Raw genomic sequence first — 16,504 nt, forward strand, 5'->3', positions numbered from 1 at the left:
AAAAACATATACTAATGCCAGATTATTCAGACAGAATCATGACCTATGAAGAGGGTGTAGAATTTATGAAATCACTACCTATTGAAGATGGAATAAAACATAATTTTCAGTACGGCAATTTTACCATTACATATCCTGGAAAAAAAAAATTGGGAGATTATAAACTAACTTATACTAATGAGGGGAAAGCACCTCTTCATACAGATGTTGTTGACATCATAGCTGCAATATGTACAATAGAAAATAGAGAACAAATAGCGTCTGATTTGGAGCAAATTTACTTACACGGCCTAAAAGCAAATACTGTTGTAATAGATTATATTCTGAAGACCAAAATATTTTGGATAACATTGCAGGAGGAAATAAATTATCCACAACCCAAATTTCGTGGTAAACGCCTACCGTTTCAAAGATTTTTTGAAGCAACATTATTGTGCTTGAATTTAATTACTACAGAAAATCTACATATAAGAACAAATAATCATGCAGGAGGCGTACCTCCCCTTTTACAACTGAATGATGTTCGTAGGACTTCATTTTATTAGCGTATCTAGAAATAATATGAGGTGTATAAATTTAATTTTACGCACTAATTAAGGAATTTAGTAAAAATTAATTTTTAACGTATGAACATACTAATTTTTAACCAGACAAAAAACTTCATATGTTTTTGAAATTAATTTGACATCGATGTTAAAATAAAAAAAATTACAATTAATAACAATGGAAAACAACGAGATAGTTGAAGCTAAAGAAATTTTTTATGACGGGAAAAAATATATTCTACCTGTCATTAAATATGATTTGAAAAAACTTCAGTTTAATAAATACAATGGTAGAATTAAAAGTATTGTTCTTTCACATGAGAAAAGAATAAATAGAGATTTAGACGCAAAAATGGAAGAAGATTCTAGAGTAATCGAAGATTTTCTTTGGAATTCTGCAATACACAAAAATAAAAAGACATATGAAAGCTTAAAAGATTATGGACAGCAAGAGATAGGAATTGTTACAAAAGACCTAATAATAATAGATGGAAACAGGCGTGCATCAATTCTAAAAAAGATAGAGAGAAATGAAGGCATCACACAATGTTTTAAAGCAGTTCAATTACCAGATGACTTAGTTTCCAATGATAAAAAAATAATTGAACTTGAAACAAAATATCAAATAGGAGTAGATAGTAAGGTTGATTATAATCCTATTGAAAAATACTTGAGATGTTATGAACTTAAAGAAAGATATAAATATTCAATAACTGAAATTGCAAAATTAATGTCTGAATCAAATGGTCAGATTGAACATTGGTTAGACATTCTAAATCTAATGAAAGACTATCTGAACTATTTTAATAGTCCCGAAATCTATACGAGATTAGATAAGACAGAAGGTTCTTTTGTTGATTTAAAAAATTATTTATCAGTTCACAAGAAACAGAATCTCCTAAATGCTGATGAACTAAAATTGATATATTTTCATTATATACGTGCTGGTTTTCCAGTTTTAAAATTAAGAATAATTGCAAATCCGAGAAATTCGTTTGCAACAAATACGTCATTGTATGAAAATTTTCAAACAGATTTTACAGAAATTATAAATAATTATAAAGATTTAAATACAGGATATCTATTAACAAACTCATCGAAATCTTATGAGGAAGTTTTAATGGATATTGACAAATTTTATATAGACTCTGTTAAAGAAAAATTAGAAACATTACTTGATTCTAATTTAATTCAGTTAAAGCAAATTAATCAAGTTAATAAAAGGCTCAATAATATTCATCAATTTGAAAATTTTTTAAAGACATTATCTACTGACGAAATCACCGATATTAATTTTAAGAATTCTCTACAGAATGTATATAATAAACTAAAAGAAGTTCTACATGATTAATTTTTTAGTTAATGAGACAGACAAAAATTGTATCATCTTTATTCACGGATTTTTAGGAAGTGCAAAAAGTTGGGATAAATTTAAAAAGTATCTAAAAAGAAAATATCAAGAACCGTTGGGTTATCAGCTACATTCATATAGTTACTATACAGAAAATGCTGGTTTTTTTAAAAAACTTTTTGGAAGGAGAAATACATCTAACACCGAAGAATTATTGAAATTTTACCAAAATCTTTCCATGCAGGACTACAATGTATTTATTGTTGGGCATAGCATGGGTGGTTTAATTGCAAAAAAATTTCTAACACTTCTTCATCAGAAAAATATTGATTTTTCTAATATAAAAGGTTTAGCAACCTACGCAACACCTCACAATGGTCATAAATTTTCCTATACTTATTATTTCATATATTCTGTTAAATGGATTAGTTGGAGCACAGAAAGACTTATTAAATATAGAATACTTCCACAAATTGGAGATTTATATAAACAAAGTGAGTTCATAAGAGATATAAATTCGTATTGTTCTACATACAATATTTTTAATAATATTGAGTACATAAAGGTATGTGCTAAAAAGGATTTATGGGTAAGTTATATTAGTGCAGGCGATATTATTTCAACTAAGTATGATGATATGGGACTAAAACAGAATGATATGATATATATGTTTGATAGTCTAAGTCATACAAATATAATATCACCTAAAGAAAATGATGAAAATTTCGCTCCAATTGATTTGCTAATTGATTCTTTAAAAAAATTTAATGATCGAAATTTCATTCCAAAAAATGAATTGTTGGATGAAGAGCATTCTGAGGAAATCTTTAATGATTCTTTCGACATTAATTTGGACGATGAGGATGACGAAATATACAACTGATAATCTTAATCCAACATGAAAATATGTATTTTTAAAAAAAATTTAGCCATTACTTACTATTTTCTTAATGTATTGGCCATTTAACCAATATGCCTTTCTTTTTTCCATGCGGCCAGATGCAGTTTCTACAAGATCAAGTGCATTTCTAGCTTTTGGTCGAACATGACAAATCATTTTAGCAGATGATTTAATAAAATTTAAATAATCGTCTGCTAATATTTTGTTTTTAGTATCAAGCCAAAATCTTTCTGCAATTTCAAGATCATGTGGTGGCATGGTCCAAAACATAACTTTTTGTAGACTAGGTTCATTATTCGCATCTTTTTTAAAAACAATGAAGAAGAATCGTTTTGTAAGAGTTTCATACCAATAGGACTCTAGCCAAGTCTCATTGATGATCTCTTTATACTTTATTTGCTGGAAGGACATGCTTTCCTTCAAATTTCCTTTTGCATCAAGAACTATGGTCTTCATTTCAACATCGCCTTTCACGAATTCTTCCACATATTTACCCTCTACACCCATGATGCGATTACTGATCACTTGAAATCTATTCTTTGCTTTTGGATCGATATTCAACTGAAAATGTTCGATTAGTTGTTTTTCAGAGTACCCTTTGTATGCTTCGAACTTTTCTATTACAAGTTCTTCGAAGGTCTGCCCTTCCCTATAATCATGGATAGATCTTACAACAGGCTCAATGTCTGCGGAAGCAGATATTCTTTGCTGAAATTCTTCACGTGTTAGGGTTGACTCACTTAAAAGGTAATCATATTCATCTTCGTTGATAACATTCTCAAGACCTGCGTTCGACTGAGCAATGATAAAGTTAAGATATTTTGACTTGAGGGAAAATGCTCTTTGCATCGCAGGTAGTTCAGAAAACGGTTGTTGTCGCACACTAGTATTAGTAGCACCTTTTGTGCATGCTCCAAGATACATAGTGTCACCTTCTGAAAGTTCATGTGCCTTTCCATCCTTAATCTTTGCGACAATCTTGTTCCAATCATCCATAATTATCTTCAAATCTTCCTCAGGAAAACGCCATAGTCGGATAATCTTAAAGAGATAATCAATTGGTAATTTTTCTGACTCATGAAGATAGAACATAAGAAGTAATTCTTTGTTCTTGGACCAAAAGGAACTAGTAGCAAATCTATTCTTGTATTCCTCCATATAATTTATAATATTGAATACAAGTCTTTCTTTGGATACCATACCTTTTGCAGAGTTCTTCAAAGGTGTAGTTTTTAATTCGATACCCGCTTCAGGAAAATCTGGTTGAGAAACTGAGTTAGGTCTATACATAAAATAGAATTCCTCAACTTGATTTCCAAAACTACCTTTCCCTGAATGGTAATTCGTAGCTTGCTCGTCTGTAATCCCAATTGCCATTCTCAATGATTGGTTCTTCAATCTCAGTGCATATTCAAGAATTGAACTTTTGTCTGATTTATCGTAAGGTAATTGTAATTCCATAAGCAAAGAATAATTTTAAAATGAAGATACAAAAAAAGGATCTTTATGAGACCCTTTTCGCAAGCGTAGTACCTATTTTTTCAATAACTCCAACCACCAAAGCATTTCCCATAAAGAATGCTCGTTTAGTATCGGAAACACCATTCATTTCAGTGTGTTTATCTGGGAACATGTTCAATCTCTCTAATTCAATTGGTGTCAATCTACGTAGACCTTTTTCTGTTTGAATGACATGCTTAAATCTTGAAGGAGACTTCCCTCCTTCACCCGTAATTATTGTTCTTGAAGGTTTATCAATAGGCTCTGGAAAGATCATTCCGCCTTCACTATAATTATATTCAAAACCACTGGCATTTTTTCTTATTTCTTTCTTGGCACCTTTTAAATATTCCCATTTTTCTCTGTCAGCAGCAGATACAAAGAACTCTTGAGGAACTTTATCTAATTCTATTAGAACATCCTTAAGTGTAGCACTTTCTCCCTCGAAGTTTGCTACAGTTTTAATCGTAGTGACCTTACCATCTACCATTACACCTGTATTCTCAAAGGGTGTTTTTCCCCCTTTTGAATTAAAATTATCAGAAAGCTCCACAATATCTCCCAACATAGTAAACTCAGATGGTTGAGTCTTGTTGTCTAAAGTACTTACGGGAAAAGCTTCTGCTATAATACCAAATTCTAATATCCAATTTGAAGGAATCTCTCTAACCATCTCCCTATATAATGCGGTCGAACTATGATAAGCAAGGATGAATGTTCGCTTTCTTCTCTGAGGAAAACCATAATCAGCAGCATTAATCACACGCCATTCCACGGCGTAACCTAATTCATTTAAACTTTGCAGAATAATTGCAAAATCTCTACCTCTTTGCTTTGATGGTGAATTCAGTAGGCGATCAACATTTTCTAAGAAAAGATATTTAGGCTTAGCCTTTTTGTCTGATAATATCTTATGGATAGACCACCAAAGCACACCTTTCTTACCAATCAGTCCTTTTGAATTCTTTAAAGTTGTGGCAACTGAATAATCCTGACACGGAAATCCACCTACTAACATATCCATATCAGGAATCTGATCACAGTCCTTCACAACCACTTCTATATCTCTATTACTATGGGCATCTTTTCCCCATCTATTCTCATAGACAACAGATGCGTGTTGTGCTTTTGTAGAGGGCTCCCATTGATTGCTCCAAACAACCTCGTATGAGCTATCCATTGGTTTCTTATATTGAGACGTTGATGAAAGGCCATGCCATCCCTCAAGCCCTAATCGAAAACCTCCCACGCCAGCAAATAATTCTACAACCTTGATTTTCTTCATTTTAGCTATTAAAGACAATACTTTTTTACAGAGTGCAAATTAAGGAAAATGCGAGCAAATAAAAAATACAATATTTCATTAAGTATCATAAATAAACGCAAGTAAATAACGTTCAGGTCATTCTAATGCACATTTTTATCAAGGTACAATAATTGAAGATAGCTTGCTATAATTAAGAGGTCATGCAAAAAAAACAATTTATCCGAGATAAACGATCACCATTACCATCAAATGAGAATGTGTCTAAAATAATGAGCCATAATAAAGCTAAGAATACAAAACCAGAGTTGATAGTAAGAAAAGCTCTATGGGAGAATGGATTTAAAGGGTACAGATTACATCCGAAGAACGTGCCTGGTAAGCCTGATATAGCATTTATTGGAAAAAAGATAGCAATCTTCGTCAATGGTTGTTATTGGCATAGATGTCCCACATGCAACTATTCGATACCTAAAGCCAACTCAGATTTCTGGGAAAATAAATTTTTGAAGAATGTGGAAAGAGATAAAAGAAAGATAAAGGAATTAGAAGAGCTTGGCTGGAAAGTCGTTACTATTTGGGAGTGTGCACTAAAATCGAACAATTCAGATAATATTTTAAAAGTTTTGCAACCATTTGTATAAAATATAATTCCTATTTTATACCAATGTTATTAGTCGCTACATGAAGTCTGCCGACTTTGGAGTTGTTCTTTATCGACATTTCACTATTTTTTTTAACTAAAAACAAATGCGAAAAAACACAATTTCAAATTTAAAATCTCAGGTTATCTAAATAGATGGTAAAAACTGAACTGCTGAAATGGAATCTTACAATTTTGTTGTTTACAAAGTGTAATGTCACTTATAAAAAAAAAATTGTAAATACTATTTATATTTATAGTAAAAAACAAAATTTAGATTTTAAAATCTAAGCTGTAGACTGAGATTGCAAAAAATAGCATTCATTATTATAACAAATAGCTGAAGCCCTAGGAATACTTTTTTTCTTACGCAAGCCATATCGTAATCGTTTGAGAAATCTGTGTTTATAATGATACTTAAATCTTAATTTTTCTAATTAGTATTTTACTGCTTAGTAAATGTCCTGTAATGAAATTCATCATCAGTGTTACAATTCAGTATAGCAATCAAAAATCTGTCGTTTTTGTTTTCCTGAAATTTGACTATTGCATTCTCCAGCCTTCTAAACAAGTTTTCTATCTCGCTGCCTTTTGCCTGACAAATTAATAATCTTCGTTCTGCATTTCCCATCAACAGTTTTTCGAAATCATATTTTATTTCACTGTACCTTTTATCCCATTCACTTTCCACAATCAAAGGGACTTTAATCAGACATCTTTCCTCATTTTTATCCTCAATGAACCAAACAACGTCGTACATCCATTCTCTACCAAAATCTTCTCCCAATCCGCCTACAGAAACTTTATACCCCAGTCTGCCACCTAATTGTGCAATACGTTTTTTTAGCTGGAAAGTCCATGTAGAATCTCCTGAGAAACCATGCGTTTCTACATCAGACAGAAACTCTTCAAATTCCTTGATAATTAGTTGTTCTACATGATCAAAATGTTCATTCATGATTAATGCTTTTGTGTGTTTACTAACTCTTTACTAAGTTTATCTGATGCGCAATTAACCGATTAACATCAGTTTTCAAATATATAATAAAAAGAAGTTTCACAAGTACGTGATGACTTAAGGAGAGATTCATATGTTCAAAATACCACAAAAGGGTGATTTTAGATATTGACAGATTCGTCTAAATTTGTTTTTCCTAAAGAACATTTTTTATGTGCTTGAGATCTAAATTCCTTTGCTTATCAATTTACTTAAACTACTAACCAATGAAAGAAAGCAGTATAAAGAAGGATATTATGATGGTGGTACTTGGAGCTGTAATATCTACAACAACAGCGTTGGTGACTTCGTATATAAATGAAGAACGCCAAGCAAAAAGAAACAACATCCAAAAAAAACTTGAACTTAATGATCAGATATCGAAAGATCTGGGAAGAAGATTACATCTAACATACCAACTTTACAGAGCAGCTTATAATAAAGATTCATTGCATAGCGGATATCTAAAAGATTACCGTTTGTCTAAAGAGGAATGGAACATTAAAGAATATTCATATGCTTCACTGTTAAAGCATTATTACTCAAGTGATATCCAAGAAGAGTTCAGAGATTCAATATATGAACCAATGATCAAGCTAGGACAAAGTGCTGAATACAAAAATTTCGAAAAGGATTACCGAAAAAAATGGGCTTCCCAACGTGAAAAAAACATTGAATTTGTGAGTAAGATATATGATCTTTGTGATGAATAGAAAATGTTTGGTGCTAAGAAACTTGAAAGGGTTAAAGAAAAAGACGAACCTTTTTTTGTTTCGTCTACAATTTACACTATTATAATGTGCCCGTTCTCTTAAATCTCCGAACTTTGAAGTTTTGTTTTATCAGCAATTTATCTTAGGTGCAATAAAATAAGAAACTATTCATAAACATATAATCTCTCACCTTACATCTCTGCGTTCGGAACTCTCCTACCTTTTTAATTAAATCGTTTATAACTATCTTACTCAAAGTCCTGAGAGATTGCACAGCTTGAAAACCACCCCGTCTTATTTCTGCGAAATAATCCACCCCTCCGAGGGAGGGGAATCTGTAATCATTTTTCAGATTTGTGTTTTAAAGAAAAAGCCACACGCAAGGATTGCCTTTAGAATCACACTTGGGGCAGCAGTAAGGAGAAATTTGCACTGTAAAAGGTAAAAAAACGAGCATAAAAGACGACCACTTTCAGTCAGTTTATTTACTACATTTTATTCAGACACTTTGCTATTTTAGATCATAACTGAAAACACCAACACCTGAAAACTATCTAAATTTTCAGTAGCTGTGATTGGATCACTCTTTCTATAAAGTAAAATCCATAACTTTATCCTGATAACCGTTAAAGAAAAACATTCAACTAATTACTATGAGAATCAAAAATTTACTAAACCTGCTATTAGCCTTTAGTCTGATGTGTTGCAACAGCAGTCACGGTGTAACGATAAATGAAAATGGCGTATCCCTGGAACTTGCTAAATCCAGAAAACTGACAGTCAGCAATGTGCGTTACAAGCTGCTTATGGATATTTCTTCAAATCCATCAAGCGATATCACTGTGGCTGAGGAAATAAATTTTGATCTGAACAGCACAAAACATCCTTTGAGTATTGATTTCCAGGAAAATTACGGTAACTTAAAAAATATTGAAGTAAATGGAAAATCTGTAAAAATCATCTATGAAAACGAGCATATCATCATTGCGAATGATTTACTGGCAGAGGGTACTAATGTTATAAAAATTAATCTGATTGCCGGTAATACAGCGTTGACCCGAAAGTCTGAATTTATGTATACTTTTCTGGTTCCTGATAAGGCAAGAACTTTTTTCCCGTGTTTTGATCAACCAGATCTTAAAGCACATTTTGATCTGACTTTATTGATACCAACTGACTGGGAGGCCATATCCAATGGGTCTGTCAAAAAATCTGAAATATCAGACAAAAAAAAGATGATTGATTTTGATACCTCAGATAAAATCAGCACCTATCTTTTCTCAATTGTAGCCGGTAAGTTTGAAAAAAAAACAATGAAAAAAGGCCAGAGAGAACTTAACTTTTACTACAGAGAATCCGATAGTGAAAAAATAAAAAACAATATTGATGAGATATTTGATTTGCATTATAAATCTCTGAAATTCCTTGAGGAATACACAGATATCCCCTACCCATACAGGAAATTTGATTTTATAGCAATCCCTGATTTTCAATCAGGAGGAATGGAGCATGTGGGAGCTATTAATTACAGGTCTTCAATTCTCTTTCTTGAAAAAAATGCGTCGTTACAACAAAAAATAGATCGTGCATCTGTGATTGCGCATGAGACATCCCATATGTGGTTTGGAAATCTAGTTACCATGAAATGGTTTAATGATGTATGGATGAAGGAGGTTTTTGCCAATTTTATGGCAGATAAATTTATTGAGAATAAGATGCCCGAAAATAACAATAATTTTAAATTTCTTCTTGCTCACTATCCACTTGCCTACTATGTTGACAGAACAAAAGGATCACATCCTATACGTCAGGAGCTCAACAATCTTAATCAGGCAGGATCTTTATACGGAGAAATAATATATGACAAAGCTCCGATTGCAATGAAACAATTGGAAAGCAAAATTGGAGCGGATCTTTTTAAAAAAGCAGTACGAATATATCTTACAAATTATCAAAATGGTAATGCAGATTGGCCTGACTTTATTAAAATACTGCAAGATCAAAACGTTACAAATATCGAAGACTGGAATGATAACTGGATTAATAAAGAAGGTAGACCATTCATCAATTACAGCATTGATACTGAAAATGATTCTGTTAAAAAATTCATCCTTAATCAAAATAGTGAATTTAAAAATCACGGCATCTGGAAACAGTTTTTTTCGATAGCATTCGTATACAAGGATAACATTAAATTATTGCCCGTAGATATGCATGCAGGAAAAGTGGTTCTCCACGATGCAGAAGGTTTAAAGACCCCATTATGTATACTTCTTAACGCCGCTGGTGATGGCTATGGTCTGTTTTCAGTAGATAAAAACGTGTTATCTAATTTCAGAATGATTAAAGACCCCATAATGAGAGCATCAGTATATATAAATCTTTACGAAAATGTACTTGATGGAAATCTCTTATCACCTGAAGAATTTCTTAAATTTCATTCCAAAAACATTTCTGAAGAAGATGATGAATTAATTCTCAGTAGAATAAAGCGACAGTTCGTCAATATTTACTGGCAGTTTATTTTACCTGACAAACGTAAAAGTTTATCACCTGAATTGGAAACCGATATTCAAAATGCTATTGCTAAAACAGGTTCAAATTCAAAAAAAAAATTACTGTTTCAACTCTATTCATCAATTGCGCTAAGTCAGCTAGCTATAAATCAAGTATTTTCGGCATGGGAATCGGGACAGGCAGCATATGGAAAAATATCTGAGGATGATCAAACTGCTTTAGCTGTAGAATTAGCTATCCGGTCTCACGCAAACTCAGAATACATTTTGAAAACTCAACTGGCCAATATTAAGGATTCAGATAGTAAAGAGCGTTTTAAATATTTGATTCCGACTCTATCGGAAGATGCAGAAATTCGTGATTCTTTCTTTAAAGCATTAACTGAAAACATCGAAAAAAACAAAGATTGGATACCTGAAGCATTGAGGTATTTACATCATCCTCTAAGATCTCATCAATCGGAAAAATATTTACTGAAGACCCTGGAAATGCTGGAAGAAACAAGAGCAAAAGGAGGGGTGTTTTTTCCCACAGAATGGCTTAATGCATCTTTCAGCACCTATCAGAGCGAGACCGCTTTAGAGACAGTAAATCTATTTTTCCATCATCATAGAGATTACGATTCTAATTTAAAAAGAAAAATTCTTCAGGAAACTGATGACCTTTATCGCGCACAGAAGATATTCAATGCTATGAATTTTAAGAAGATAAAAACTCAGTCCATGCAATAGTTCTACGCAATTCATTCTCCCGCTCTCCAAAGTCTCCCGACTTTGGAGATTATTTTAGGTGCAAAAAATTAAGAACCAATCATAACGTCTCAAATTAAATTTCTTCGTTCCGAAGTGTCCTATCTTTGTAATTAAATTGTTTATAAATATCTTAATCAAAGTCCTGAGAGATTGCATAGCTTAAAAACCACCCGTCTTATTTCTGCGAAATAAGACGCCCCTCCGAAGAAGGGGATTTTTTTTTGCGCCGAAATAAGTAGTAATTATTCCAGAAATTTAGAAGCTTTTGTTTCTTCAACTACCTCAGCTACCTTTTCTGCTTCGTCAGAAGAAATCATTTCAAAGGATGGCACCTCCTTCATTTCTTCCCAAAACCTGTGTTCGGCAGTATTTTGTTTCGGTTCATCAGCGATGAGAAAGAAATTGTTTTTATTGAGGTCTTTGTTATATTGCTGACTCAAGAAAGCAACATATTTTTAGCATCCTCAAAATCTGCAAGCTTCTGACTTACTATTACCCACATGTATACAATTGAACTTTCTATCCAGCAAGAATACTCTAACTGTCATCATACTTCTCTAATAGATGTTCTGTATCAAGTATAGGTTTTGATTTCATAAAATATGTAATTATCAGAATCTTTTACCATCATATCGATTTTATGGTTGCCATAAGGTGTGGTCTCAAAAGTTTGCATACGTAACAATCTTCAATAATCAAAACTTTACTCTTTTTCTTATTCTGCTTAAAGCCTGTGGAGTAACCCCTATAAAAGAAGCAATGTAATGAAGTGGAATTTCTTGGATGTAGATTGGATGTTTTTCAATCAAATGCTTATAATGTTCTTCCGGGCTCATGGTCAACAGATTAAACTCTCTTCTTTCTTTAAGGAGGTATTTTTCTGCGACCATCCTTCTTGATATAATATCTGCTGTTTCGGTATTTTCATAAACCTTCTCCAAATCCTCAAAACTAATGGACCATACTTTCATGTCGGTCACCGCATCAATTTCGTAATTTGAAGGCGTTCTAGTGAGAAATGATTCATAAGAGTTGAAAAATTCTCCTGCAAAACCAAAACTTAATGTCGTTTGTTTAGTACCACTATCGTAGTAGATCCTGCCGATACCTTCAGAAATAAAATTGATATAATTCTCCACTTCATTTTGTTTTGTTATTATTGTATTTTTAGTAAAGTTTCTTTCCTTGATATAATTTTTAAAGTAGTTCCAGTCTTTTTCAATATCCAAACCGCTTTGGTCTAATAATAATTTTAAGTTTTTCATGTATAGTTTTAATTGAATAGTACCACAAGATATTACTTTTCCAATATAATGCACAAGTGGGAATAGAGAAATTAACCCAAGTTCAGTGATATAAAGTATAATTTTTATAATTTTGGATTTCATAAAAACTAATAAATAATTATAAAAACAACATAAATATCACATATCTATGATGGAAATCTGTATTTTTTATAAAAAAATGCATTTATATAAACATATTCGTTAAAATCATTATATTATTTATTCCTTACTTAAGGAAATAAATATTATCCAGCGCTTTTCATTATTTTCTTATGGGACAGTAGTAAAATAAGAAAATTACACTTTGTTTCCAGAGAAAAAACGTACACTAAACCTAATAAATCCTGTTTGGATTTAGTTCTTTTTGCTTTAAAGAAATTTTTTTTAAGAAAAAATAAAATTCTATAATAAAATAAATTCTCGTAATAAATACAAATTACCCAACATCACATAATATTAATACTAAAAACCTTTTAAGACTGAAAGCTTCAACATCTAATCAACTCTTTTAAACAAGCAAATTTTACAATTTATTAAGCCCTGTTCACAAGATCAGAGGAAGGAAAACTATTATTTAAACTAAACATGAAAAACAAACTGATCATTTTGGTAACACTGGTGTATTGTGTTTTCTTTTATTCAAGAGAACCAATGAGATACACCTCATCAAGCGAAACAAAAGCTCTTACTTTATCTAAAAGAAGTCCGTTGGTATCAGTACATCACTCAACTGCTGATAAAATCAATTCAGAAAAAAACAGCAGTGAATCTGCTAATTTATCTAAAAAAGATTATACTGATCCGAAATCAATTATTGGTAACGAGCCGGCATATTCTTCTAAAAGCAATAGCGTAAATGCAGTGTCAGCTTTTGGTATGGATGATGTCATTTGTAATACTGATACACCATGGATCAATTCAACTTTTGGCAATAATCTAACCGTCAGCACTCACAACAATACTAATTGGAACAATTTGGGATCTGTTTTAGATTCGAACGTTACAAATTCCGCATCAACATCATCATTAATTTCAGTAGGATCAACTAAATTCATTTCAGTTAAAGACATCGTAAGTTCCTATACTGCGGGAACTTATGCTGGATACAGAATTTCATTATCCGGTATTAGTGGAGTAACCTTAAAAATTATCACCTACCAAGGCGGAACTATGAAAGAGGAGCATACAGTCAATAGCAGTTCACTTTTAGGTACAGGTATCTTTAATATTGGATTCACTACAAGCGAAAGTTTTGACGAAGTAAAATTAGAATATACTGAAGGTGTTGGAGTTGCGAGCAGTATTAATGTTTACCACGCTTTTTTATCAAAAAAATGTGCAGGCCCAGTGCTGACATGCAGTACATTAACCAATATTACCAGACCGTCGTATCCAGTAATAATCAACGAAAATGCCACAGGCGCCACGGGAATTGGATCTGTATCAGCTGCCCAAAATGTTATCGATGCTGATCTAACTAACTATGCCACCCTCGCTCCGGTTGCTCTATCAGCAGCCTATCTTTCTGTAAAAAACGAAATGACCGTTTATCCTGCAGAAACATTTGTAGGTTTTAGGATTCAAAATCAAACCTTATTAAGTTTAGATTTGTTGAATGACACTTCGATAGTGACCTATCTGGGCGGTGTACAGCAACAATCTATATCTGGAAATGCTTTATTGTTAAATGTCGGATTATTGAATTTTAACGCTCCCACTAACATAGGGTTTATAACATCCTTGCCTTTTGATGAAGTTCAAATACATCAATCTTCAACAGTAAATTTAGGAAGTACGAGAGTATATAATGTAATCATGAAGAGGTTTTGTGAAGGACCTTCACTACCCTGCAATGTATATATTGATTATACAGAGCCGGATTATCCAATAACAATCAATTCTGCAGAAACCAAGATTTCAGGCGTCCTCGCTGTTGGATCTTCCGTTACCACTCCGGAAGCTATCATTGACAATAATTCTACAAATTTTGCAACAATCACTGTAGTAGCAGGTGTAGGAACTTCTGGAACAATAGCCGTAAAGAAAGCGCTTTCAAATTTTAACGCCGGAACTTTTGCAGGATTTGAAATAGAAAACACTCAACTGTTAAACCTCGGCCTTTTAGATAACATTGTGGTCTCTACTTATAAAGATGGAGTATTTCAGGAAAGTATTTCAGGAGGTGGATTATTGGTTGGACTTAAAACAGATCTTTTGAGTACTTCAGGAAAACAAATTGTAGGATTGATTTCTACTCAGGAATTTGATGAAGTGCGTCTAACCATTAATAGTTTAGTTGCGGTAAATCTTGGGACGACAAATGTTTTAAGGTTTGTTGTAAAGAGATTTTGTGAAGGGGCTCCTCTGCCATGTAATGTGTACGTAGATTATTCAGAACAAAACTATCCTGTAGCGATTAATTCAGCAGCATCAGGGATTTCCGGTACAGTCGCAGTAGGAACCGTTAGTTCTCCGGGATTGATCATAGACAATGACCCAAACAGTTTTGCAACTATTACCGTTACAGCTGGTGTAGGTAGTTCGGGCACCATAGCTGTAAAAAAAGCCTTATCAAAATTTGAAATTGGAACTTTTGCAGGATTTGAAATCGAAAACACTCAACTGTTAAATCTTAGTCTTTTAGATAATGTGAGTATTTCTACATACAATGACGGGGTTTTTCAGGAAAGTATCTCTGGCAGTGGATTACTCGTTGGTCTTAATACTGATTTATTAGGATCTCAGGGGAAAAATACAATAGGACTGCTTTCTACGAAAGTTTTTAACGAAGTGAGATTGACAATAAACAGTTTAGTTGCAGTAAATCTTGGAACAACAAAAGTATATAAGTTTATTGTTTTTAAAGGATGTGCTCCGGTTATCAACTGCAACAACATTTATGTACTTAAAAACCCTGAGCTGCCGGTAATTATCAATTATAATAAAACCGGTGTGCAAGGCGTTGCCTGCATACAATGCAAAGTGGAAGATGCACAGAATTTAATTGACGCTAACGATACAAATAAAGCCAAGCTGTATACAACCGTAGGCGCATTAGGAGCTGTTGATATCAGTGTCCTCGATCCAATCAGTACTTTTCCAAAAGGCTCATTCGCTGGATTTACCATTTCGCAGGACGTTGTTCTTTTAAATCTAAATTTATTAAACTTTATTCAGGTAACCACCTACCTTGACGGTGTTTTACAAGAAACCAGCACCGGTTCCAGTCTATTAGATTTATCGCTACTCTATCCTATATCAGCAGGACAAAAAAACATTGGTTTTTATACTACAAAAGATTTTGATGAAATACAACTAACACTAATTCCTGTCGTTAGTGTGATTAACTTAGTGAATGTACACAAAGTATTTATTGATACATCTACAGCTATCGGGACTGGTTTCAACTGTATCACAGCAACAGATGATAATTTTCAAATCTTAGCGGGAAGCAGCAGTGCGACCTCAGTCCTTTCCAATGACGTTGTTAACGGAGCAGCTGCAAGCCCATCAAATGTTACGATTTCCCCTGTTACAAGTACAGATCCTGGAATTACCATTGACACATCTACAGGAATCATTAATGTGTCGTCAGGCGTAGCATCAGGAACGTATACTTTTGTTTACAGTATATGTGACAGTAACAACTTAACAACATGTAATTCGGCTACAGTAAACATCGTTGTAAGTGGAGCATGTTATAAACCAGCCAACAATACGGGAGTGGGCTCATCAGTAAGTCACGGTATCACCTCATTATCGAGAGCCGGATCAGAAAACGGAAATTGGCCTATGGTTAGAAAAGGAGCCTGGACGGCCTTAGAATCTAAATCCAAAGGTTTTATTGTTAACAGAATACCTACAACCGCAGCCCTCGCCAATATTACTCATCCAATAGAAGGTATGCTGGTTTATGATGAGGAAGCAGCTTCGTTGAAGATTTATACGCTGAAAGATGGTGAAACTATATTACAATGGCATACGATAACCACTCAAACCTGCCCTGATTAACTTAAATCTTGATAAAAATGATAA

Annotated in this window: 12 protein-coding genes; 7 read left to right on the plus strand and 5 right to left on the minus strand. The window is 33.0% G+C overall.

Features of this window, described 5'->3' with window-relative positions; all coding sequences use genetic code 11:
• Nucleotides 1-14 precede the first annotated feature (14 nt).
• From AC2A1G_RS19725 to AC2A1G_RS19735, 3 genes are all read left to right on the plus strand, one after another.
• Nucleotides 15-545 (plus strand): hypothetical protein, encoded by a 531-nt coding sequence (locus tag AC2A1G_RS19725; protein ID WP_484048593.1) that lies wholly within the window; start codon nucleotides 15-17, stop codon nucleotides 543-545.
• Nucleotides 546-723: 178 nt separating this feature from the next.
• The gene (locus tag AC2A1G_RS19730) at nucleotides 724-1,896 is read left to right on the plus strand and encodes a hypothetical protein (RefSeq protein WP_484048594.1); all 1,173 of its coding nucleotides are present in this window, start codon (nucleotides 724-726) and stop codon (nucleotides 1,894-1,896) included.
• Entirely contained in the window at nucleotides 1,889-2,779 is an 891-nt protein-coding gene (locus AC2A1G_RS19735; protein ID WP_484048595.1) for an esterase/lipase family protein, read from the plus strand. Before AC2A1G_RS19730 ends, AC2A1G_RS19735 begins: the two co-directional genes overlap by 8 nt.
• 42 nt (nucleotides 2,780-2,821) lie before the next feature.
• Here the strand turns inward: AC2A1G_RS19735 and AC2A1G_RS19740 are convergent, their stop codons facing one another.
• Nucleotides 2,822-4,258, minus strand: coding sequence for a MutH/Sau3AI family endonuclease (locus AC2A1G_RS19740; protein ID WP_484048596.1), 1,437 nt, complete (start codon nucleotides 4,256-4,258; stop codon nucleotides 2,822-2,824).
• A 43-nt stretch (nucleotides 4,259-4,301) separates the two neighbouring features.
• The gene (gene dcm / locus AC2A1G_RS19745) at nucleotides 4,302-5,582 is read right to left on the minus strand and encodes a DNA (cytosine-5-)-methyltransferase (protein WP_484048597.1); all 1,281 of its coding nucleotides are present in this window, start codon (nucleotides 5,580-5,582) and stop codon (nucleotides 4,302-4,304) included.
• A gap of 182 nt (nucleotides 5,583-5,764) precedes the next feature.
• On the opposite strand from dcm, the gene AC2A1G_RS19750 reads away from it, so the two are divergent.
• Nucleotides 5,765-6,205, plus strand: coding sequence for a very short patch repair endonuclease (locus tag AC2A1G_RS19750; protein WP_484048598.1), 441 nt, complete (start codon nucleotides 5,765-5,767; stop codon nucleotides 6,203-6,205).
• A 444-nt stretch (nucleotides 6,206-6,649) separates the two neighbouring features.
• Here AC2A1G_RS19750 and AC2A1G_RS19755 read toward each other — a convergent pair whose 3' ends face one another.
• Nucleotides 6,650-7,162 carry a hypothetical protein gene (locus tag AC2A1G_RS19755; RefSeq protein WP_484048599.1) on the minus strand — a complete coding sequence of 171 codons (513 nt, stop codon included), beginning with the start codon at nucleotides 7,160-7,162 and terminating at the stop codon, nucleotides 6,650-6,652.
• A gap of 266 nt (nucleotides 7,163-7,428) precedes the next feature.
• Between AC2A1G_RS19755 and AC2A1G_RS19760 the strand changes: the two genes are divergently transcribed.
• Together AC2A1G_RS19760 and AC2A1G_RS19765 are read left to right on the plus strand one after the other, a co-directional pair.
• On the plus strand, nucleotides 7,429-7,914 hold the full coding sequence (locus tag AC2A1G_RS19760; protein ID WP_484048600.1) for a hypothetical protein: 486 nt from the start codon (nucleotides 7,429-7,431) through the stop codon (nucleotides 7,912-7,914).
• A gap of 653 nt (nucleotides 7,915-8,567) precedes the next feature.
• Nucleotides 8,568-11,162 carry a M1 family metallopeptidase gene (locus tag AC2A1G_RS19765; protein ID WP_484048601.1) on the plus strand — a complete coding sequence of 865 codons (2,595 nt, stop codon included), beginning with the start codon at nucleotides 8,568-8,570 and terminating at the stop codon, nucleotides 11,160-11,162.
• Nucleotides 11,163-11,425: 263 nt separating this feature from the next.
• Here the strand turns inward: AC2A1G_RS19765 and AC2A1G_RS19770 are convergent, their stop codons facing one another.
• The gene (locus AC2A1G_RS19770) at nucleotides 11,426-11,623 is read right to left on the minus strand and encodes a hypothetical protein (protein WP_484048602.1); all 198 of its coding nucleotides are present in this window, start codon (nucleotides 11,621-11,623) and stop codon (nucleotides 11,426-11,428) included.
• A 255-nt stretch (nucleotides 11,624-11,878) separates the two neighbouring features.
• Nucleotides 11,879-12,448, minus strand: a complete 570-nt coding sequence (locus AC2A1G_RS19775; RefSeq protein WP_484048603.1) for a Crp/Fnr family transcriptional regulator — start codon at nucleotides 12,446-12,448, stop codon at nucleotides 11,879-11,881.
• Between the two features lie 606 nt (nucleotides 12,449-13,054).
• Between AC2A1G_RS19775 and AC2A1G_RS19780 the strand changes: the two genes are divergently transcribed.
• Nucleotides 13,055-16,480 (plus strand): hypothetical protein, encoded by a 3,426-nt coding sequence (locus AC2A1G_RS19780; RefSeq protein ID WP_484048604.1) that lies wholly within the window; start codon nucleotides 13,055-13,057, stop codon nucleotides 16,478-16,480.
• Nucleotides 16,481-16,504 lie beyond the last annotated feature (24 nt).

It is taken from the genome of Chryseobacterium sp. HNCC26DJ240 (assembly GCF_057180485.1).

Bases quoted from the DNA above. Each gene is read 5' to 3' on its own strand.
- AC2A1G_RS19725 (WP_484048593.1), top strand. From the start codon at position 15: ATGCCAGATTATTCAGACAGAATCATGACCTATGAAGAGGGTGTAGAA.
- AC2A1G_RS19730 (WP_484048594.1), top strand. From the start codon at position 724: ATGGAAAACAACGAGATAGTTGAAGCTAAAGAAATTTTTTATGACGGG.
- AC2A1G_RS19735 (WP_484048595.1), top strand. From the start codon at position 1,889: ATGATTAATTTTTTAGTTAATGAGACAGACAAAAATTGTATCATCTTT.
- AC2A1G_RS19740 (WP_484048596.1), bottom strand. From the start codon at position 4,258: ATGGAATTACAATTACCTTACGATAAATCAGACAAAAGTTCAATTCTT.
- dcm (WP_484048597.1), bottom strand. From the start codon at position 5,582: ATGAAGAAAATCAAGGTTGTAGAATTATTTGCTGGCGTGGGAGGTTTT.
- AC2A1G_RS19750 (WP_484048598.1), top strand. From the start codon at position 5,765: ATGCAAAAAAAACAATTTATCCGAGATAAACGATCACCATTACCATCA.
- AC2A1G_RS19755 (WP_484048599.1), bottom strand. From the start codon at position 7,162: ATGAATGAACATTTTGATCATGTAGAACAACTAATTATCAAGGAATTT.
- AC2A1G_RS19760 (WP_484048600.1), top strand. From the start codon at position 7,429: ATGAAAGAAAGCAGTATAAAGAAGGATATTATGATGGTGGTACTTGGA.
- AC2A1G_RS19765 (WP_484048601.1), top strand. From the start codon at position 8,568: ATGAGAATCAAAAATTTACTAAACCTGCTATTAGCCTTTAGTCTGATG.
- AC2A1G_RS19775 (WP_484048603.1), bottom strand. From the start codon at position 12,448: ATGAAAAACTTAAAATTATTATTAGACCAAAGCGGTTTGGATATTGAA.
- AC2A1G_RS19780 (WP_484048604.1), top strand. From the start codon at position 13,055: ATGAAAAACAAACTGATCATTTTGGTAACACTGGTGTATTGTGTTTTC.